Below are 19,554 nucleotides of genomic sequence, written 5' to 3'. Positions count from 1 at the left end.
CATGGCGATCCCTTTCGAACAGCCACGGTCCTTCGATTGGCGGCACGCCGCTTATTGTCTGCTGCACCTCATAGGCACGATCACATCCACGCTGCTGATGAGCTGGGGCCTTCTTGTCCTTTTCTTCCTAATGCTGGGCGACTTCAGCTTCGATGGGCTGATGCACCAGCTCCATAATCTGACCTCGCGCTACATGGCCGTCGATCGCGAGCGCGCGACTGCCTTCTTCGCGTTGCTAGGCGGTGTCCAACTGTGCCTGCTTGCCTGCCTCCTCCTTCTCCGCCGCCATTCGATCGTGCCGCGCCGCACAGCGCGCAGGAGCCATATCCATGTCTGAACAAAAGCAACTCCACCTGCCTCACATCCCCATCGCTGCTGCTCCTACCGCGCCGAAGCTTCAGCAAAGCCGACAGGCGGGTTTTGCCGGTCTCAGCCGATCTCAGATCGCTGCTGGCGCTCTCGTCCTGGGCACCGCCATCTGGGGCATGTGGGTGACCAAGACGCTCGTTACACCCAAGCAGGACCATATCGTATCCGCCCGCCTCTCCGCCATCGTGGGCGATTATGTGCAGGCGCAGGCTCGTTCCGCTATGCCGTCTCCCCAGGTCGAGAGTGAGATGCGCCGTTTCATGGCGGCGCTCGACAAGGAGGTGCAGCGCCGTTCCGACAAAGGCGAGATCATCATGGTCGGAGAAGCGGTGCTCACCAAAAATGTTCCAGACATCACCGACAGCATTAAAAAGGCCGTCTATGCCTCGGGCATCGCCTATCCGCGCCAGGCGTCGGCTCAAGACATGCAGGCGCTGGCCCGGCAGACAGGCGTGCTACCCTCCCCCACCGCAGCACTGGCACCGGCGGTCCCAGCTGCCCCGATCGCGATGACGGGGGAGGATGCCGCCGCGTTGGCCTTAGTCCCTCTCCCTGCCAGCTCTGCGCCAGTCCCGGCTTTTGGAGGCTATGATGGCGCAAGCGGCCAGTGAGGCGCTGCCCTCAAGCTGGCGGCCGCGTTGGCGCCTCTGGGGCGCGTTAGGGCTCAGCCTGGTGGCACTCGGCAGCCATCGGGCGCTCAGCGAATGGCGTGACGCCCATGCGTTGTTGATCAACCGCACGGACTCTCTGCCGAACTGGGCTTTCGTCATCCACAGAGCCACGGCCCCGCTGCGGGGCGATTACGTCTTCTTCACCCCGCCGAAAACGGCGCTGGTGCGCCGGCATTTTGGGGAGCAAGCGCAGCCCTTCGGCAAGCGCGTCTATGGCATGCCCGGCGACATCGTCAGCCATGACGGCGCCACCGTCACCATCAATGGCAAGCCCGTTGCCCGCATGAAGCCTGCGACGCGGTGGGGTGAAATGCTGACGCCCGGCGCGACCGGGCCGATACCGCAAGGCTGCTACTATGTCGGGACACCGCACAAAGATGGTTTCGATAGCCGCTATGCAGAGATCGGCTTTGTCTGCTCGCGGCAGATCATCGGCACGGGCTTTCCAATCTTATGAGGGCGACGCTGGCAGGCATAGCTGAGGCGGCTGCGCTCTTTGGCGCGCTGTTCGCCGTTGGCCCGATGCGGGGACAGGCCAAGGATTTTGGCCAAGCCGGAGAAAGTTTTCCCATCATCGAACCCGATCTGCTCGCGACGATCGAAGCCCGGCTGAAGCGGGCGGAAGCCACCGGCGAGTTGGCGCGGATGAATGCGCAGTTCGCCAAGCGGGTAGAGGCCAAGGTGCGTCGGCCCCATCCGGTCAATGGCATCACACAGACTGAGCAGCCACGGTCATGGGTCTTTGACCCGACCGTCACGCTGGAGCAGGATATTCGCGACCAGAAGGGCCAGCTCATCGCGGCCGCCGGGCAGCGGATCAATCCGCTCGATTTCGTGAGCCTCGCCCAGCAGCTGGTGTTCATCGACGGCGACGATGAAGCACAGATGGCATGGGCAACAGCGCGCTATAGCGACGCACAAGCCAAGCTCATCCTTGTTGCCGGGTCACCCATTGACGAGATGACCCGCCGCCAGCGCCGCTTCTATTTCGATCAGGAAGGGCGCCTCACGACCAGGTTTGGCATCGAGCATGTCCCGGCAGTAGTGAAGCCTGCGGGCAAGGTCATGCGCGTAAGTGAGATTGCGCTTCCCAAAGAGAAGGCGAGCTAATGCCGCTTTGGCTAGACCTGCTGCGCACACCGATGGCAGCGCCAGAGACGCGCCGCCTTCGGCGCATGCGCTTGGCATGGCAGATCCTCTGCCTCTTCACCGCTGTCGGCGTCAGCCTGATAGCGCCGCTGCGTGCCCTGTTGGGCCAAGCTGCCCCGTGCATCGCCGCAGCGCTGATCGCACTGACGCTGATCCAGAGCGTGATCTACTGGGTCGCCAAGCAGCGGGCGGACACTGCCATCCTCGATCTTCGGGAGACGTCCGAGTGATCCGGCTGCATCAACGCGGCATCCTGCTCGTCGCGGCGCTCCTGCTCGGATCCATCCTGTCGCCAGCGGCTCGGGCAGCGCCCACCTGCAACGGCAAGTTCGTCAATCCCATCACTGACGTGTGCTGGTCCTGCCTTTTCCCCCTGTCGGTCGGCGGGCTCAAAATCTGGCCCGGCAATCGGCCCGACGCGTCGAACCCCTCCTCGCCGATCTGCGCCTGCTCCGATCCGATCCCCCGCGTGGGCATCTCAGTCGGCTTCTGGGAACCGGCACGGCTCGCCGATGTCACCATGAAGCCTTGGTGCTTTCCCAACCTCGGCGGTGTGCGCATCGCGCCGGGCTTCGATATCGGTCAGGGCTATATGGCTGGCCCCTCCATGGTCGGGGGACGATCGCAGAGCACCGCCAAATGGCACGTCCATTGGTATGTTTATCCGCTGCTCTATTGGATGGAGCTGCTGACCGATTTCGTCTGCTTCGAGCAGGCAAGCTTCGACATCGCCTATATGACCGAGGTCGATCCGCTCTGGCAGGATGACGCGCTCTCCGGCCTCATCAATCCCGAAGCCATCGTCTTTGCCAATCCAATAGCGCAGGCAGCCTGCGCGGCCGATTGTGTGACCGCAACCGCCGCCATGCCGATCGACACGCTGTTCTGGTGCGCGGGCTGCCAGGGAGCCATGTATCCCATGAACGGGAACATCCCGTCCTCGATCGGCCATGTCCAGTCCTCCCGCCTCGCCCTCTCGCGCTTTGCCTACAAGATGCATCGGCAGGCGCTCGCCTGGGGAACCATGGGCTCCAAGGGCCTGTGCAGCAAATATGTGATGCCGATCATGCGCAAGCAGCAATATCGCTTCCAGATGGTGAACCCGATCCCGACCGTGTCGGGCCGCTACGCCTGCTCCTCGATCGGCGCATCCACCATGCCGCCCGGCGCCGGGCGTGCCTACCCCGCCGGAGGCGAGGATATGGGCTATCTCGTCTGGAGAAAGAGAAATTGCTGTGTCTTCTGATCGCGGCTCCAGTAATCGGAAAAAGCGCGCAATGAGCGCCTCCTGGGTGCGCGTCGGCATCGGGGTGTTGCTTGGCGTCGGCGGAATCTCTGCCTTGCTTGGCCAGACGGTCGAGGGCATCGACATTCAGGCGATCAAGCGGCGGGCTGCTGGGCTTGAGGCCGACGCCGCCGCGTTCGTCGATCACGTCAAGGATCGCGGCGATGCGTTCCGCGATGATGCGCTCGCGGTACAGGAGGGCGCCACCGAGAATATGCGCCGCGTTGCGGCCAGCGATCTGCCCACCGGGCAGAACGGCGCAATCGATTTCGATGCCATCGTTGAGGGTGCCGCCGCCAATCTCAACGGCAAGGCTGGTGAGGCGCCGCAGTTCATTGCCTTTGCCAGCCTTTCCATGCCGCCAGCCTCATTGAAGCAGATGGTCCACGACACGGCCAAGGCGGGTGGGATCGTCGTGTTCCGCGGCTTTCCCAACAACAGCATGAAGCGTTTTGCAACCGAGCTCGCCAAGGTCGTTGATACCGATGACTTTGCCAATATCGGCGTTGATCCCCGGCTGTTCCGCGCCTTCGATGTGCAGGCCGTGCCGACCTATGTCGCGGTGTCATCGGATTTTGACCCCTGCTCGGGCTTCCACTGCACAACGCCGCTGCCGCCCTATGACAGGATGACCGGCAATGTGACGGTGCACTATGCTTTGGGAAGCTTCGTCGATGGCAATGGGCCAGGCGCCCGGATCGCGGCGGTGGCGCTTTCGAACATGAAACGAGAGCGGCCATGAAGCGGCTTGCCTCGCTCATCGCCCTGGTGCTGCTCGGCGTTGCCGTGCCCACGCCCGCGCAGATGACCACCAATCAAGCGCGCGAAGAGGGCAAGTTCCTCGGCAACGCGATGCGGAGCGATGAGGCCTGGGTTCCCAAGAATGACGCCCAAGCTGCGATCGTGCCGGGCTATCAGGGGACCGACCTCCCCGAGGCAGATTATTTCAGCAATCCCGACAAGCTCGCCAATGACGCTCACGCGCTCAAGGGATCGAGCGAAGCCTATCAGATTGCGACCGACGCCAACAAAATCCGTCCAACCTTTTCAGGTGACGAGATCAAGGCCGTCACGGCCAATGCGTCGGCAATCGAAAATGATCCCTCCACCCAGTTGGGCGGCGAAAGCATCAGCGGCGGCAGCGGCGAGTGCAAGCCCCTGCCCGCGCAAGAGAGCCAGATCTATTATGACGCCACCTGTGACACCGGGGTTGTCGTCAATTCGGTGCCATCGGAAACCGTCTATAGCTGCCCCCTGGTTGGACGCTGGGCGGCGCCACCTGCTCCACGGTCGAAACCGTTCCGGCCAGCATCCGCTATAGCTGCGAGGCAGGCTGGACCTTGAGCGGCGCACAATGTGCGCAGACGCAGCCGGCCAATGTGAGCGCCTATAGCTGCCCGGCAGGATGGACGTTGAACGGCAGCAGGTGCAGCCGAACCCTCAGCCAGAATGCCAATCAATCGGGCTACAGCTGCCCCAACGGCTATAGCCTCGCCGGATCAGTGTGTCAGAGGACCGTCACCACCGGCGCAACGCCGAGCTACTCCTGTCCGAGCGGCTATTCGCTCATCGCCACGAGTTGTACGCGCAATTTCAGCTATGCCGCCACCGCGACCCATAGCTGTGAGCCTGGCTGGACCCTTAATGGCGCCACCTGTTCGCGCCAGCTGACGCAGCCTGCGACGCAAAGCCATAGCTGCCCCACCGGCTACAGCCTAGACAACGGCACTTGCTCCCAAAGCGCCAATTATCAGGCGACCGCGACCTATAGCTGCCCCAGCGGCGGCACCGTCCAGGGGAGCCAGTGCATCACCACAAACACGACATCGGCTACGCCTGCCTACGCTTGTCCTTATTATTACTACAATCCAGGCACCATGTTCGGCGGCGGCGGGCCTTATTGCGTTATGCGCAAGGCGGAATTTTCCGGCAAGAAATGCGCGCCAACCGGCACCAAACCCGGCAGTATTGAATTCCTGCGGGAGCAGAAAGCGTCAGGCGACACCTATTGCCTCTATAAGCCGCTCACGACCTATACCTGCCCTAGCGCTGCGTGGAATTTCGACCCGGCCTATAATCAGTGCGTATCGAACGTCGTGCAGAACGGCGTTGTCACCTATACCTGCCCCCAAGGGGGCAACCTGCAGGGCACAACCTGTTACCGCAACAATGTGACTGGTGCGTCGGTCACCTATGTCTGCCCTGCCGATTACGCCTTGTCCGGCCAGACATGCGTCAAATCCGAATATAAACAGGCCAACGTCCAATATAGCTGTCCGACCGGCGGGAACCTCTCGGCCGCAACCTGCAATGTGAACGCGCAGATCGCGGCATCCGTGAGCTATGCTTGTCCCTCCGGCTACAGCCTCACTGGCACAACATGTTCGCGAACCGACACATTGCCGGGCACGCCAGTCTATGCTTGCTCGACCGGCTATTCGCTGAGCGGCACGAACTGCGCCAGGACCGAAGACCAAGCGGCGACGCCGATCTATGCCTGCCCGACCGGCTTTGTGCTGTCGGGCTCACAATGCACCGCGACCGTCGCTGCTCAGCCGATCTATTATTGCCCGGCAGATTTCACCCTTTCCGGCCAGACATGTTCGCAGACCCATAGCCAACCCGCCACGTCACACAAGCAGTGTCCGCAAGGGGCAAAAACCAAGCCTGACGGCACTTGCTATACCGAAGATCCGCAAAACGACTGCGGCAATCTTCAGGCCAATCCGCAGTGCAGCTGGAAATATGACAATTGCCTAGACGAGACCCCGTCCGCCGATGGGTGCAAGATGATGGAGAAGGTCTATCGCTGCCCGGTACCGGGCGGAATGGTGCAGCAGCCGCCCAAATATGTGTGCGGCGATGATGTCTACTGCATCAACGGCGACTGCGAAGCGATCAGCCGAGAGGCATCGACCGAGTTCAAGGATGCGCTCACCGCGCTGCACGCGATCGACACGGCGGGCAAGGATTTCGATCCTGAAGACATGCATGTGTTTCCCGGGACCCGCGACACCTGCCACAAGCCGATCTTCGGCGTCGTCAACTGCTGTGCGGGCAAGGTGTCTGGGCTGCTGCCGCTTGGCATCGGCGGCGCTGCGCTTAGCGGCGCGATCAGCGGCAATGTCGCGGCACTGGCAGGCGTCGCCACCCAGTTCCTCACGACCTTCCTCTGCTCGACCGATGAGAAGATGCTCGATGTGAAGGATCGTATGGGCTTTTGCACCTTCGTTGGCAGCTATTGCTCGAGCAGCGTCCTTGGCGTCTGCACGACCAAGCGGAAGACCTATTGCTGTTTTGAGAGCAAGCTCTCGCGCATTCTTCAGGAACAGGGTCGACCGCAGATCAACAAGCCGTTCGGCAAACCCAAATCCGAACAGTGCGAAGGCTTTACGGTCGATGAATTCTCGCGCCTTGATCTTTCGGTGATGGACTTCACCGACGTCTATTCTGACTTCATGGACGCCGCGCGGATGCCTGACGAAGTCGAGACGATGAACGACATTCAACAGAAAATACAGGACTATTATGAACTGCATAGTCAGTGACTTTTGGACAGCGGGTCGAAGAGAGCCACGCATGAAGACCCCGGCAACGCTCTCGATGCTGCTGCTGGCACTCTCCCCCATCGCAGCGCCGGTGCGCGCACAGGCTGCGGGTCCTCATGCCGGCGGCCAGCTGGAAGGCGATGATTTCTACTGCGGTGAGCGCCGGCTCGGCCAGTGGTTCTACTGCAGCAAACCCAAGGCTCCGGAGAAGCAGTCTCCGGCAGCGCCGCAGGCAAGTGCGGCCGATCGCATGGCGGCGATCTCCCGAGAGCTGGATGAGCTTAAGGCCAAGGCCATTCTCGACCCGACCGAGGATAATGTGATCGCCTATGTCCGCTTCCAGCGTGAGCAGCTGGACCAAGCCTCCACTTTCGCTGACACCTGGCAGCGCGCGCTGTGGCAGAACCCGGGCCTCGACTATACCTTGCAACGCCCGGTCAACACGGTGGGCAAGCGGGCATGGCTCGACAATCGCAAGGCCGATCGCGATGCGGTGCTGACCAATCTTGGCCAACGCTACGGGCTATTCTACTTCTACGCCCAGAGCTGCGGCGCCTGCGACATATTCGCGCCCATCCTGCGTTCGGTCGCGGATAGCCACCGCATGGCGGTGATGGCTGTATCGATGGACGGCGGACCCAGCCGTGATTTCCCCAACTATGTCGTTGATACCGGGCAGCGGTCCCGCATGGGCGTGCCGGGCAATGAGACGCCGGCGCTTGTACTGTTCGACACCGCGACCAGGCGCGCCATCCCGGTTGGCTTTGGCATCCTCTCGGGCGACGAGATCATGGACCGCATCTTCATGCTGACCAACACCAAGGTGGGGAGCGACTTCTGATGGCAGAGGGCACCAAGGCCGGCGGCATCGGCCGCTTCCTTAAGGGGGCTGGATCATTGGTCGCCATGACGGCTGCCGCCCATTTTGCGGTGACTGGCGTCGCCGACGCCAATGTGGCCTCGGAAATGAACAGCTTCTTCAGCGAAGCGGGCGGCGCGGCCAATGTCACCGGTCCGTCCACCTTTCAGGGCCAGTCCGCTGGCTATTATTCACTCGGCAATGTCTGGACCCGCTTTCCGCAAAAGAGCGTCTCACCCTTCAACCTCCAGCTTCCAAGCGCTCGCGCCGGCTGCGGCGGCATTGATCTTTTTGCTGGCTCTTTCTCATTCATCAATGCGTCAGAGATCGTGGCGATGCTCAAGGCGACCGCCAACAATGCACTGGGCTTCGCGTTCAAACTCGCAATCGACTCCGTTTCGCCGGAGATCGGCAAAGTGATGGACGAGTTCAGCCAGAAGGCGCAGCTCCTCAATCAAATGAACATCTCGAGCTGCGAGACGGCGCAGGCGCTGGTCGGCGGCATCTGGCCGACGATGGACACGACCCGCGCGACCATCTGCGAAGCGGTCGGCAATGCCCAAGGCGTCTTCTCCGACTGGGCCGCCTCACGCCAGGGCTGCAACAATGGCGGTAGCCGGGACAGCACGATCGCGGGCAACAGCGATGCCGCGATGAAGGATCAGCTCGTTGGCGAAAACCACAATTACACCTGGGAGGCGCTCAAGAAGTCCGCCAAATTTGGCGCCTTCGACCAGGATTTTTCCGAATATGTGATGACGCTGGTAGGCACCATCGTCACCCGTCCGTCCGCGGATTCGAGCGTCGGCGGTAAGGTGGTCATGTTTGGCCCGGCCGAAGAAGCCGTGGTGACCGCCCTGCTCGATGGCACCGACAATGCGCCAGCGGTTAAGGTACTCAAATGCAATGACAGCGATTGCTATGATGTAGGGGAGACCCGGCTCTCGGTTCCGGCGTCTTCGGCTCTGCGGCCGCGCATCCGGCGGATGATTAGCGACATGAGCATCAAGGCTCGGACCAACGGCACATTGACCGCAGCGGAAAAGCAGCTGCTCAACATGGCGACGATCCCGCTCTACAAGGTTCTTACCGTGCAGGCCTTTGCGCATAATGCGCTGACCGACGGCGAAATAGAGGCGCTGTCTGAAATTGTAGCGGTCGATATCCTCAATGCCATGCTTGATAATATGCTTGACCGGGTCGAGCAGTCGAAGGTCCATTACCAGACGGCGGATCAGGCGACGGCCGAGCAGTGGAAGGCGCAGATCGCCGCGACACGGCAGAAGTTCGGGCAGCGCGAGGTAAAGCTCAACAACAAGCTCCAGCTCACCTATCAGGTGATCAACCGGAGCGTATTCCTGGAATCGACGCTGCAAAACACGATGTCGCCTGGAATGGCGGCAGCGCTCAATTTCTCGCGCGGGCTGAGCGCCCAGGGCGTTCGGTAAAAGGCGCGCCATGCTGGAGGTCTTCACGGTCGGCGGCGGGGAATATCTCGTCAACATCTTCAACGCGGTATCCGCCTGGACTGGAGGCGGCGGCTATCGTTCCTTGATCCGCCTGATCATGGTGATGGGCCTCATCTACTCGCTGCTCGTAGTGGCGTTCACGCTCAACTATAAGGCCTGGCTCAACTGGTTCCTGCAGGCGACCGCCATCTACCTCTGCCTTATGGTGCCCACGGTCGATATCAAGGTGACCGATCGGGTTATTCCGAGCCTTGCGCCCGCAACGGTCGCCAACGTGCCCCTGGGGCTTGGCGTGCTGGCGAGCTTCACAACCCAGATTGGCGATTATCTGACCCGCACGGCAGAAACCGTGTTCGTGAGCCCGAGCGAGCTCAACTATAGCAGCAATGGCCTGATCTACGGCGCCCGTCTGTTCGGCGCGACGCGCAATTTCAACATTCGCGATGCCGAGTTTTCCGCCAATCTCGACCATTATATGAAGCAGTGCGTCTTTGGCGACATCATGCTCTATCAGAAGTCGCTGACGGATCTCGCCAACGCCACTAACCTCTGGGCCGCGATCGCCTCCGACGCGGAATCCCGGTCGCAGGAATGGCTCGAGAGGAGCGGCGGCACGGTCACACCCTATATCGTGACCTGTAGGCAAGCCTACTTGATGCTGGACGCGCAATGGGCGTCCATGATCGAAGCCAATTCGAAGATATGGGGGCTGGAGCTCTATCCCAAGCTCTCCGAAGCGGTGGCGCAGGCCAAGCTCCGCAGCGACTTGCCGATCGTCAACCAGGCGTTCACCCAATCAAGCAATGGCTTTGTCGAGACGATGCGGCAAAATACCGCCATCAATGCGTTCATGCAGGCGCGCACCAACATGAGCGGCAGCGCGATCGACGCCTTTGCGCAAACACGCGCGGATATCCAAGCAAGGAACACCTATAACAGCATCGCGCAGCAGGCGATGACATGGGTGCCGATCCTCAACGTCGTGCTGACGGTTGTGTTCTTCGCCATGTTTCCGGTCATCTTCCCGCTCTTCCTGATGCCACAGACCGGGCTGTCGACGCTGAAGGGCTATGCGACAGGGTTCTTCTATCTGGCGGCCTGGGGGCCGCTCTATGTCATTCTCCATATGATCTGCATGACGCGGGCCGAAGCTGCCGCCGCGGGCGTCGCCAAAGGCGGCATGACGCTGGGCACCTATGCCGGAATCGGTGCGGTCAACGCGGAAACCGCGACCATCGCCGGGTTCATGCTGATGAGCGTCCCATTCCTCGCCGCGGGGCTAGCGCGCGGCGCCATGTCGATTGCCGGGCAGTCCATGTCGATGCTGGCGCCGGCGCAAAATGCGGCCGAAGCCGCGGCGCTGGAAGAAACAACCGGCAACTATGCTTACGGCAATGTAAGCTGGGCCAATCAGACGTCGAACATGCGCCAAAGCGACCAGTGGAACACCGCGGCTTCCTACCAGGCTGGAAACGCTGCCTCCAGCTGGCGGCATGACAATGGCGGGATCGTATCGAGCTTTGGCAATGGGCAGGAGGTGATAGATACTTCGCATGCGATCTCCCGGCTTTCGTTCACGCCCACGGCCAACACCGGCTTCGTGTCGGAGATGCGCGAGCAGGCGCATGAGGCGCATCGGCAGGCGCAGGCTTACCGAGCGGCTGCGAACGACATTCTGACCAGCACCCATACGGAACGCAGCGCTTCCAGCCTGTCGTCGGAGCGTTCATCCGGGTGGGATACGAGCGCGGGGCGGAGTTCGAGCACGTCGATCGAGCAGACTGACCGGCGATCGGGCAGCAGTTCGTCGGGTATCGATCAGCGCAGTTCGACCGCACTTGGGCAGTCGGAAAACCGTGGGCGGGATTGGTCGACGAACTGGATCGAGCAAATTGGCGGTAACATCGGGGGGCATCTCTCGGGTCTGGGTCGAGGCGGCGTAGGTGGTGGCTTCGATGTGCGAGCTGGCATGAGTGCGAACCAGAATGACCAGATGAGCCAAGGTTTCAAAGAGACCCGGTCTAGCGACGAGTCCAGCAGTTCGGTCAGTGGCGTCCGCGATGAGCATTCGATCGGCAACAACGCCTCAACGTCGGATGGAACATACGAAAAGGGCGGGACCTTCGCTCGCGCATCAACAACCAGTTCATCGTCGCTAGGCCGCGAAGATGCTCTCTCGCGTGCACGGTCCTATCAGGAATCAGCTGAGAAGCTGGAAGAATTGTCGCAGCAACTTTCTCGCGACGCGAGCTATGCTGAGACGCACGGGATGCAGCTCAGCGAAAATCTCAGTCAGGAACTGGCTCAATGGTATCGGAAGGAACAGATGAACAATCCAGGCCTCGATGCGCCGGAACTCTGGGCGACAGACCTGACTGACCATCAACGCACGGTTCGGGATGGCATGATCAGCCGGTGGATGGGGGAGAAGCAGCACGCTATCCGCGCCGAAGTACAAGACCGCTTTTATGACCCGAATATAGTTGAGGTTCCGCATCGTAGCGCGGGTGGCTTTGACGACGTAAGGGAGAGCTATCACCCCCAAGGCGTAGCCGGCTTGCCGCCAGGGCCGCCTCTGGGTAATCCCGATGCGGCAGCCACCATCATCGCAAAGGGGAAGGTGTCTCACGCGGCTGATGACGCGGCTGCCATAGCTGGCCGGGCTCAGCACATTCAAGCGGGAGCGGACATTCAGGGCAACGTAGGCAGGGAAACGAGCCGCAAATTCTTCCAGGCACCCCCGCCTGGCGAATAATACCTATCGGACGAGGTAGAAATACAAGACGACCGCAGCGAACAAGCTGAGCGCCAAGGCATGCACAACGATATCGACCAACGTGAACGCCCGATCGGAAGCTCCCCTGCCAGCTTTGTCCATCGCAGCCGGGGTATCAAGGAGTCGTACGATCGGGGCCGGACTGTTCTTCGTCATCAGATATGTTTCCACATCGAGCATCGCACAAATCTCCGGATGTCTGCCTATAGCTCGTTCAATGTTTCTTTTCAATGTGATAGACGGCTCAGGAGCAGTAACAGCGCGCTCATTTCTGATTGATGAGACACCCGAATGGGGATCAGGAGACTGCGCGCTCTGGCGCGTTGCGGCGAATAGCCTTTCTAATCTCCGCACATCTGGCGGTGAAAGCGCATTGCCATGGGGCAAATGCGCGCTATATTCACCGCAAAGTACGCGGTGAATAATGACATATATACATGAACGTCCTTCCTGGCCCAGGTTCACATGGGCGAATGATCGTCTTGCAACCAAAATAGGCGCTGTTCGACATCGGCAGGGTCGATTGATTGGACATATGAGCGCTCTCGGCTTTGCGATGCGCGAAGAAGCGGTCCTTGCTACGATTACCCAAGATGTTCTCAAATCTAGCGAAATAGAGGGAGAGCGTCTCGATCAAGACCAGGTCCGCTCGTCCATCGCGCGTCGACTGGGTATGGACATTGCCGGCCTGGTGCAGGCGGACTGTCATGTCGATGGTGTGGTGGAGATGATGCTAGACGCCACGCAGAACTATTCGGCGCCGCTAACCGCGGACCGGCTGTTCGCCTGGCACGCAGCAATGTTTCCAACTGGCAGAAGCGGTATGACCGCCATCACTGTGGGTGCCTGGCGATCTGACGACAAAGGTCCCATGCAGGTCGTCTCGGGTTCCATTGGTCGGGAGCGTGTTCACTATGTAGCGCCGGCAACGGCCCGCCTTGACGAGGAAATGGCTCGGTTTGTTCAATGGATCGAATCCGATACAGGTATCGATCCAGTGCTTAAAGCCGGTGTGGCGCACTTCTGGTTCGTGACTATTCATCCCTTCGATGATGGAAATGGCCGAATTGCGCGCGCAATCGCCGATTTGGCGCTCGCCAGAGCAGAACAAACTGCCCAGCGCTTCTACAGTATGTCCGCCCAGATCCGACAGGAACGTAACGTCTATTACGATCTTCTAGAAGCAACGCAAAAACGTGACGGCGACCTCACGGACTGGCTGGAATGGTTTCTTGATTGTCTGGGACGTGCTTTCGACGGCGCGGAACAGACATTGTCGGCTGTCCTGCACAAGGCACGCTTCTGGGAAAAATTTGGGACGACCCCTATCAATGACCGGCAGCGCAACATCATAATCCGACTGCTCAACGGTTTTGAAGGAAAGCTGAACTCCTCTAAATGGGCGAAGATTACCAAAGTTTCCGCTGATACCGCGCTTCGGGACATTCAGGATCTTGTCGAAAAAGCTATTCTCCTTCGGGATGCCGCCGGCGGAAGGAGCACCAGCTACTATCTTGCCGATATTGAATGAGCTGAAAAGAAGCATAGCTGGATGAGCATCAACTTCACTTGAGAATGACCTAGGCTGGCTGGGAGCGCCCGCTCGGCGCATCCTTTGAGAATGGCTGCAAAGCCCACGATTTTTTTGCCAGTCGTCCGTCGACCCTGTGCTGACATCCAGTCGCCTGCCTTTGCTCTTCAGGTGCAGACCGGCCGCTCCTTGCTACACACCACAGTCACTGCTATCTTACCTCTGTCTTACTCGCGGAGGCCGCCATGGGCGTTCAGGATCGGATCACCACCACACTTTCAACTAAAGGGCAGGTTATCTTGCCCAAGGCAATCCGTGAACAGAAGCACTGGGCGGCGGGCACCAAGCTGATTGTGGAAGAAACCGACGAAGGCGTGCTCCTGAAAGCTGCGCCTGTTTTTGCCGCCACGGATATCGAATCTGTCTTCGGTTCGCTGCGGTCAACGAAGCCCGCTCTTTCGATCGACGAAATGGATGTGGTCATATCGGAGGAAGCTAAGCGTCGTGCGCGGGATTGATACCAACATTGTCGTCCGCTTGCTGACCGCTGATGATGAAAGACAAGCAAAGGCAGCCCGCAGCATCGTTGATGGGACCGAAATCTTTCTCGGTGCAACAGTGACTTTGGAGGCAGAATGGGTGCTGCGCGCGGGTTATGGTTTCGCGCCTGACGAAATTGCCCGCGCGCTACGGGGCCTAGCCGGTCTTCCAGGAATGCTAGTCGAAGAACCTGCCCATATGGCATTAGCCCTCGACTGGATGGAACATGGAATGGATTTCGCCGACGCCCTTCACCTTGCGCGATCCGCACAATGCACTGAATTTCTGACCTTCGACCGCAAGTTCGCGAAACGCGCTGCAAAATTGGACGCGATCCCCGTCGTCGTGCCCTAGCGCTCAATCCGGGCGACAAGGCGAATGACGAGGTGGTCACGACCCTTCCTTGTCGTTCAGGGCCCAATTTTGGGTTCCGAGGTCCAGACGTTCCGATTTAACAATCTGGACGCGCGAGACTGGCCGATTGCAAAATGCCTGGTTCGGAGCCGGACGTTAGGATAGCAGCCGTTGGCACAGCGTCGGCTACCGACCAGAGCCTGTCGTACAGATTAGCCATCGTGGATGTCCGCTCTGGCAGATCCTGCCGAGGTGCCACCTCTAAACGGACTGTGGGCAAGGCGCCTACATCCCGTCGTTCGCAGAGCCGTTTGTCAACAAGTCATTGAAAGGGGTACAAATCAACTGGGCACTGGTTATGCCAACGTCAAGCGGCCCAAGACCCTCCTGGGCTTCGCATCAAATCCTGGACCGAACACCCAAGGTCGTGGGCCATCAGCAAAACAGTCGAGGGTGAACTCTGCGCTGGGACCATCATAGGCCCGACAGAAACGCAGCCTTGTCGGCAAAAGCGACAAAGGATGCCAGTGCCGGGTTGCTGTTGTCTGCATGCCAGACCAACTCGTGGTCGACAAAGGGCGCATCGACCAGATCGACGAACCGCACACCAGATAAACCAAGAAAACGATGCATGGACCGCGGCACGAGGGCGACGCCCAGGCCCTCGGAAACTAGACTGACGATCGTCTGCTGCAGGGCCGCTTCAAGGGCGATCGTCGGCTCGAACCCCGATTCCCGGCAAAATTTTTCGATGGTCTGGCGCAGCGCCGGGACAACATCCATCGGCGAAGCTATCAGGGGGACGCCCTCGAGTTCCGACGCATGGACTGCAGGGCTTCGGGCAAGCGGGTGGTCGAGAGGTACCGCCAAGCATAATGGTTCGCTGAAGATCGGCTTGGCTAACAGTCCCGGTCCGTGCACGGGCCCGAACAACATGACTGCGTCGAACCGTCCATCAAGCACCCCTTCGCGCAGATAGGTCGGCAATCCTTCGCGCAGCGTTAGCCGGACGTTGGGACGCATCTCCATATAGCCCTTCGTCAGTCCCGGCAGGACCGTGTAGGCGGAATGCATGATGAAGCCGACGCTCAGCGCGCCAAGATTGCCTTGTGCGACGCGCTGAGCATTCTGACATGTCTCATCGAGAGTCTCGAGGATCGTCCGCGCACCGGCAGCAAAAACCTCCCCAGCTGCAGTCAGTCGTGCTCCACTGGAGGCGCGATCGAGCAGCTGGATGCCGAGCTCAGCCTCCAATGCCGAAACCTGCCGACTGATGGGCGGCTGCGTCACATTGATCTTTGCCGCCGCCTTACTGAAACTTTTGGTTTCAGCGACCGCCAGAAAATAGCGCAGCTGCCGAATAGCGATCATAATAAGTTGAACCCGTCTCCCGTTGGCAGTTCGAGGCACGCTGTATCAGAGTAGCGCAGAAGTGACGCTTGCAATCTGGACTCCCAAGATCTCACGCCAATAGCGAAAGCGGATTTTCAACGAGCTCTTTAAATGCTGCCATTAGCCACGCGCCGTCGGTGCCGTCGATCACGCGGTGATCGAAGCTGCCCGTCGCCGACATAACCGTCGTCACCTCCAGCGCGTCATCTACAACATATGGGCGCCTCTCGCCAGCGCCGATCGCCATGATCATCGCCTGAGGTGGATTGATGACCGCCTCGAATTGCTTGATGCCGAACATTCCCATGTTGGAAAGTGTGGCGGTTCCACCCTGATATTCCTGAGGCGCCAAATTGCCGTTTTTCGCCCTTGTCGCGAGATCCCTTATCTCATTCGAGATCGCGGCAACGCCCTTGCTGTCTGCAGAGGCCACGATCGGCGTGATTAACCCACCCGGGATCGAAACAGCCACCGAGATGTCCGCGCGCGCGAACTGGAGCATCGTATCACCGGCAAACTGGACGTTGCATTCGGGTACCTGGACGAGCGAGACGCCAAGCGCCTTGATCAACAGGTCGTTGACCGACAGCTTGACCTTACGGCTTTGCAAAGTTGCGTTCAGTTCACCCCGCAGGTTGAGCAGTGCATCGAGCCGGATGTCCACCGTGAGGTCGATATGTGGCACCTGCTGCTTAGATATCGTCAGACGTCGCCCAATTGTCTTGCGCATGCCACTGAGCTTGACGACCTCGTGCGGAGTGATCGGGATGGACTGGGCGCGGCCCACCGCCTCAAAGACCGGCGCCGCGGCCGGCGGCGAAGGTGACGCAATCGCCGCTGAAGAAGCCGCCAATCGCTGAAGGGAAGCGAGGACATCGCGACGAACGATCCGCCCGTTAGGCCCGCTCCCGCGCACGCCCGTCAGATCCAGGTTCTTGATAGCTGCGATGCGCGATGCAAGAGGACTGACCTTCAGGCGGATATCAGGAGCAACTCGAACTCGCGGCTGACATTGTGTCATGTTGGCTAGCCCTTGTAGCTCACTTTTTTAGCCGCCGCGACAACGCGGGACGTATCGATCAGCGCCGCCTTTTCCAGATTGGCCGCGTAGGGCAGCGGCACATCCTCATTGGTGACGCGCAGCACCGGCGCATCGAGGTCGTCGAAGCCCTGCTCCATCACCACGGCGGCGATTTCCGACGCGATCGAACAGACCGGCCAGCCTTCCTCGACAACAACCAGGCGATTGGTCTTCTTGAGGCTCTCCAGCACGGTAGCCGTGTCCAGCGGGCGCAGCGTGCGCAGGTCGATCACCTCGGCGTCGATGCCCTCCGCCGCCAGTGCCTCGGCGGCTTCCAGCGCAACGCCCACGCCGATCGAATAGCTGACCAGAGTCACGTCCGCGCCCGGACGGACGATCCGCGCCTTGCCGATCGGCAGGACATAGTCGTCGACCTTGGGCACATCGAAGCTGCGGCCATAGACCAACTCATTTTCGAGGAAAACCACGGGGTCCTCCGAGCGGATCGCCGCCTTCAGCAATCCCTTGGCGTCAGCAGCGTCATAAGGGGCGATCACGATCAGGCCCGGAACCGACGCGTACCAGGGACCGTAATTCTGACTATGCTGGGCCGCTACGCGGCTGGCGGCGCCGTTGGGACCGCGAAACACGATCGGACAACGCATCTGGCCACCGGACATGTAATTGGTCTTTGCCGCCGAGTTGATGATGTGGTCGATGGCCTGCATGGCGAAGTTGAACGTCATGAACTCGATCACGGGGCGCAGGCCGCCCATGGCCGCGCCGGTGCCGACGCCTGCAAAGCCATATTCCGTGATCGGCGTATCGATGACGCGCCTGTCGCCGAATTCCTCGAGAAGGCCCTGAGTGACTTTATATGCGCCCTGATATTCGGCGACTTCCTCACCCATGACGAACACGCGCTCATCGCGGCGCATTTCTTCGGCCATGGCATCGCGGAGCGCTTCGCGAACAGTCGTCTTCACATATTCCGTGCCTTCGGGAAGGTCGGGATCAGCAACGCTGGCCTTTGCTTCCGACGCGAGCTTGGAAGTTCCGCTCTCAGCCTTTTTCGGGGCTTCGGGAGCCGCTTCCGGTTTTGCCGGAGGGGCGCTTTCTTCAGCCTTGGGTGCCGCTGTGACACTATCGCCACCCTCGCCGGCCATCGTCGCGATGACGGTGCCTACCTTCACGCCTTCCGTCCCTTCAGGAATGACGATCGCGCCGATCTTTCCTTCATCGACCGCTTCAAATTCCATCGTCGCCTTGTCCGTTTCAATCTCGGCAAGAATGTCGCCGGAACGGACTTCGTCGCCTTCCTTGACAAGCCACTTGGCCAGCGTGCCTTCCTCCATGGTGGGGGACAGTGCCGGCATCTTGATTTCGATACCCATCAATATTGCTCCACCAGCACGTCGGTATAGAGTTCGGCCATGTCCGGCTCGGGCGAGGTTTCAGCGAAGTCCGCCGCCTCGCTCACGACCTTCCGAATGTCCTGATCGATCTTCTTGAGTTCGTCTTCACTCACACCGGCGTCGGCCAGATATTTCTTCACGCCCTCGATCGGGTCCGATTTGTCACGCATCGCCTGCACTTCCTCGCGCGAGCGGTACTTGGCAGGATCCGACATGGAGTGGCCGCGATAGCGATAGGTTTTCATCTCGAGCAGGATCGGGCCATTGCCGCCCTGCACCCACTTAAGTGCTTCCTCCGTGGCGCCGCGGACCGCCAGCACATCCATGCCGTTGACCTGAATGCCCGGAATGCGGAAACTCTCACCGCGACGATAGAGCTGATCTTCGGCCGAAGAGCGATTGACGCTCGTGCCCATGGCATACTGGTTGTTCTCGATCACGAAGATGATCGGCAGCTTCCATAGCTCGGCCATGTTGAAGCTTTCGTAGACCTGGCCCTGGTTGGCGGCGCCGTCGCCGAAATAGGCGACGCAGACGCCGCCATCTCCATTATATTTATGCGCAAAGCCAAGGCCTGCGCCGAGCGAGACCTGAGCGCCGACGATGCCGTGGCCGCCAAAGAATTTATGTTCGACGCTGAACATGTGCATCGAACCGCCCTTGCCCCGGGAAATGCCAGCTTCCCGACCCGTCAGTTCAGCCATGATGACATTGGGATCAATCCCGTAGGCGAGCATATGGCCATGGTCGCGATAGCCGGTGATAACGCTGTCTTTGCCAGGCTGAAGCGCGGATTGGATGCCCACCGCGACAGCTTCCTGACCGATATAGAGGTGGCAAAAACCGCCAATCAGGCCGAGACCGTAGAGTTGGCCTGCCTTTTCCTCGAAACGGCGAATGAGGACCATCTGCCGATAGAATTCCAGTAACTCTTCCTTCGTGGCCTTGTAATCCGAAGGAGTTTCGGGGCGAGGCCGGTCGTGATCCGCGGCGGTGCTTGGAGATGGAGCGGAGTTGCTCTGCCGAACCGCTGGCTTCGTCCGCTGCGCTTGCGCCATGTTTTATTGCCTCCCCCGCTAAAGGCTCAAAGACATCTGCCGAGCCGAATAGGGCGGCACTGATAGCCTAGTTTCAGAAGGCCCCTTATAGGTTGGGAGCCTCGAGCGTCCAATTCT

18 protein-coding genes and 1 pseudogene are annotated in these 19,554 nt (G+C 60.2%); 15 read left to right on the top strand and 4 right to left on the bottom strand.

The genetic code is table 11. The features are described 5' to 3' along the window. Position 1: 1 nt before the first annotated feature. From B6S01_RS19515 to B6S01_RS19440, 15 genes are all read left to right on the top strand, one after another. Entirely contained in the window at positions 2 to 337 is a 336-nt protein-coding gene (locus tag B6S01_RS19515; RefSeq protein WP_037463981.1) for a hypothetical protein, read from the top strand. Further along, entirely contained in the window at positions 330 to 980 is a 651-nt protein-coding gene (locus B6S01_RS19510) for a type-F conjugative transfer system protein TrbI (protein WP_037463872.1), read from the top strand. Before B6S01_RS19515 ends, B6S01_RS19510 begins: the two co-directional genes overlap by 8 nt. Beyond that, a complete protein-coding gene (locus tag B6S01_RS19505) occupies positions 961 to 1,497 on the top strand; it encodes a S26 family signal peptidase (protein ID WP_037463983.1) in 537 nt (178 codons plus the stop codon). Before B6S01_RS19510 ends, B6S01_RS19505 begins: the two co-directional genes overlap by 20 nt. Then, positions 1,494 to 2,150 carry a type-F conjugative transfer system protein TraW gene (traW, locus tag B6S01_RS19500; protein WP_037463873.1) on the top strand — a complete coding sequence of 219 codons (657 nt, stop codon included), beginning with the start codon at positions 1,494 to 1,496 and terminating at the stop codon, positions 2,148 to 2,150. Before B6S01_RS19505 ends, traW begins: the two co-directional genes overlap by 4 nt. Further along, a complete protein-coding gene (locus B6S01_RS19495; RefSeq protein WP_037463875.1) occupies positions 2,150 to 2,419 on the top strand; it encodes a hypothetical protein in 270 nt (89 codons plus the stop codon). The genes traW and B6S01_RS19495 overlap by 1 nt, the downstream gene beginning before the upstream one ends. A 5-nt stretch (positions 2,420 to 2,424) precedes the next feature. Then, positions 2,425 to 3,435: a conjugal transfer pilus assembly protein TraU gene (traU, locus tag B6S01_RS19490; RefSeq protein ID WP_037463985.1), complete on the top strand. Its 1,011-nt coding sequence runs from the start codon at positions 2,425 to 2,427 to the stop codon at positions 3,433 to 3,435. A 31-nt stretch (positions 3,436 to 3,466) separates the two neighbouring features. Continuing rightward, complete coding sequence (gene trbC, locus B6S01_RS19485) at positions 3,467 to 4,216, top strand: type-F conjugative transfer system pilin assembly protein TrbC (protein WP_037463877.1); 750 nt, start codon at positions 3,467 to 3,469, stop codon at positions 4,214 to 4,216. Further along, positions 4,213 to 4,818, top strand: coding sequence for a hypothetical protein (locus tag B6S01_RS19480; RefSeq protein ID WP_081570591.1), 606 nt, complete (start codon positions 4,213 to 4,215; stop codon positions 4,816 to 4,818). The genes trbC and B6S01_RS19480 overlap by 4 nt, the downstream gene beginning before the upstream one ends. Continuing rightward, positions 4,815 to 7,022, top strand: a complete 2,208-nt coding sequence (locus B6S01_RS19475) for a conjugal transfer protein TraN (RefSeq protein WP_234810829.1) — start codon at positions 4,815 to 4,817, stop codon at positions 7,020 to 7,022. The genes B6S01_RS19480 and B6S01_RS19475 overlap by 4 nt, the downstream gene beginning before the upstream one ends. A gap of 31 nt (positions 7,023 to 7,053) precedes the next feature. Continuing rightward, on the top strand, positions 7,054 to 7,863 hold the full coding sequence (locus B6S01_RS19470) for a conjugal transfer protein TraF (protein ID WP_174525936.1): 810 nt from the start codon (positions 7,054 to 7,056) through the stop codon (positions 7,861 to 7,863). Positions 7,864 to 7,928: 65 nt separating this feature from the next. Next, a complete protein-coding gene (locus B6S01_RS19465) occupies positions 7,929 to 9,329 on the top strand; it encodes a conjugal transfer protein TraH (RefSeq protein WP_037463993.1) in 1,401 nt (466 codons plus the stop codon). A 10-nt stretch (positions 9,330 to 9,339) separates the two neighbouring features. Then, the gene (locus tag B6S01_RS19460) at positions 9,340 to 12,105 is read left to right on the top strand and encodes a conjugal transfer protein TraG N-terminal domain-containing protein (RefSeq protein ID WP_037463879.1); all 2,766 of its coding nucleotides are present in this window, start codon (positions 9,340 to 9,342) and stop codon (positions 12,103 to 12,105) included. A gap of 445 nt (positions 12,106 to 12,550) precedes the next feature. Then, positions 12,551 to 13,657 carry a Fic family protein gene (locus B6S01_RS19450; RefSeq protein WP_037463883.1) on the top strand — a complete coding sequence of 369 codons (1,107 nt, stop codon included), beginning with the start codon at positions 12,551 to 12,553 and terminating at the stop codon, positions 13,655 to 13,657. A gap of 245 nt (positions 13,658 to 13,902) precedes the next feature. Further along, a complete protein-coding gene (locus tag B6S01_RS19445) occupies positions 13,903 to 14,175 on the top strand; it encodes an AbrB/MazE/SpoVT family DNA-binding domain-containing protein (protein ID WP_037463885.1) in 273 nt (90 codons plus the stop codon). 19 nt (positions 14,176 to 14,194) lie between these two features. Continuing rightward, positions 14,195 to 14,551, top strand: a complete 357-nt coding sequence (locus tag B6S01_RS19440; RefSeq protein ID WP_231567960.1) for a type II toxin-antitoxin system VapC family toxin — start codon at positions 14,195 to 14,197, stop codon at positions 14,549 to 14,551. Between the two features lie 474 nt (positions 14,552 to 15,025). Here B6S01_RS19440 and B6S01_RS19435 read toward each other — a convergent pair whose 3' ends face one another. The 4 genes and pseudogenes from B6S01_RS19435 to pdhA form a co-directional block, all read right to left on the bottom strand. Beyond that, on the bottom strand, positions 15,026 to 15,922 hold the full coding sequence (locus B6S01_RS19435; protein WP_037463889.1) for a LysR family transcriptional regulator: 897 nt from the start codon (positions 15,920 to 15,922) through the stop codon (positions 15,026 to 15,028). Between the two features lie 91 nt (positions 15,923 to 16,013). Next, positions 16,014 to 16,922 (bottom strand): annotated as a pseudogene (locus tag B6S01_RS19430) (2-oxo acid dehydrogenase subunit E2); the annotation flags it as partial. Between the two features lie 47 nt (positions 16,923 to 16,969). Further along, positions 16,970 to 18,358: a pyruvate dehydrogenase complex E1 component subunit beta gene (locus B6S01_RS19425; protein WP_037463997.1), complete on the bottom strand. Its 1,389-nt coding sequence runs from the start codon at positions 18,356 to 18,358 to the stop codon at positions 16,970 to 16,972. Beyond that, positions 18,358 to 19,437, bottom strand: a complete 1,080-nt coding sequence (gene pdhA / locus B6S01_RS19420; protein WP_037463891.1) for a pyruvate dehydrogenase (acetyl-transferring) E1 component subunit alpha — start codon at positions 19,435 to 19,437, stop codon at positions 18,358 to 18,360. The genes B6S01_RS19425 and pdhA overlap by 1 nt, the downstream gene beginning before the upstream one ends. Positions 19,438 to 19,554 lie beyond the last annotated feature (117 nt).

This window comes from Sphingobium herbicidovorans, assembly GCF_002080435.1.
Lineage (GTDB): Bacteria > Pseudomonadota > Alphaproteobacteria > Sphingomonadales > Sphingomonadaceae > Sphingobium > Sphingobium herbicidovorans.
The sequence above is the reverse complement of the archived record's forward strand: the minus strand, read 5'-3'. Positions and strand labels throughout refer to the sequence as shown.

Excerpts from the sequence above, each read along its gene's own strand:
- B6S01_RS19515 (WP_037463981.1), top strand. The coding sequence starts at position 2 with ATGGCGATCCCTTTCGAACAGCCACGGTCCTTCGATTGGCGGCACGCC.
- B6S01_RS19510 (WP_037463872.1), top strand. The coding sequence starts at position 330 with ATGTCTGAACAAAAGCAACTCCACCTGCCTCACATCCCCATCGCTGCT.
- B6S01_RS19505 (WP_037463983.1), top strand. The coding sequence starts at position 961 with ATGGCGCAAGCGGCCAGTGAGGCGCTGCCCTCAAGCTGGCGGCCGCGT.
- traW (WP_037463873.1), top strand. The coding sequence starts at position 1,494 with ATGAGGGCGACGCTGGCAGGCATAGCTGAGGCGGCTGCGCTCTTTGGC.
- B6S01_RS19495 (WP_037463875.1), top strand. The coding sequence starts at position 2,150 with ATGCCGCTTTGGCTAGACCTGCTGCGCACACCGATGGCAGCGCCAGAG.
- trbC (WP_037463877.1), top strand. The coding sequence starts at position 3,467 with ATGAGCGCCTCCTGGGTGCGCGTCGGCATCGGGGTGTTGCTTGGCGTC.
- B6S01_RS19480 (WP_081570591.1), top strand. The coding sequence starts at position 4,213 with ATGAAGCGGCTTGCCTCGCTCATCGCCCTGGTGCTGCTCGGCGTTGCC.
- B6S01_RS19470 (WP_174525936.1), top strand. The coding sequence starts at position 7,054 with ATGAAGACCCCGGCAACGCTCTCGATGCTGCTGCTGGCACTCTCCCCC.
- B6S01_RS19465 (WP_037463993.1), top strand. The coding sequence starts at position 7,929 with ATGACGGCTGCCGCCCATTTTGCGGTGACTGGCGTCGCCGACGCCAAT.
- B6S01_RS19460 (WP_037463879.1), top strand. The coding sequence starts at position 9,340 with ATGCTGGAGGTCTTCACGGTCGGCGGCGGGGAATATCTCGTCAACATC.
- B6S01_RS19450 (WP_037463883.1), top strand. The coding sequence starts at position 12,551 with ATGACATATATACATGAACGTCCTTCCTGGCCCAGGTTCACATGGGCG.
- B6S01_RS19445 (WP_037463885.1), top strand. The coding sequence starts at position 13,903 with ATGGGCGTTCAGGATCGGATCACCACCACACTTTCAACTAAAGGGCAG.
- B6S01_RS19435 (WP_037463889.1), bottom strand. The coding sequence starts at position 15,922 with ATGATCGCTATTCGGCAGCTGCGCTATTTTCTGGCGGTCGCTGAAACC.
- B6S01_RS19425 (WP_037463997.1), bottom strand. The coding sequence starts at position 18,358 with ATGGGTATCGAAATCAAGATGCCGGCACTGTCCCCCACCATGGAGGAA.
- pdhA (WP_037463891.1), bottom strand. The coding sequence starts at position 19,437 with ATGGCGCAAGCGCAGCGGACGAAGCCAGCGGTTCGGCAGAGCAACTCC.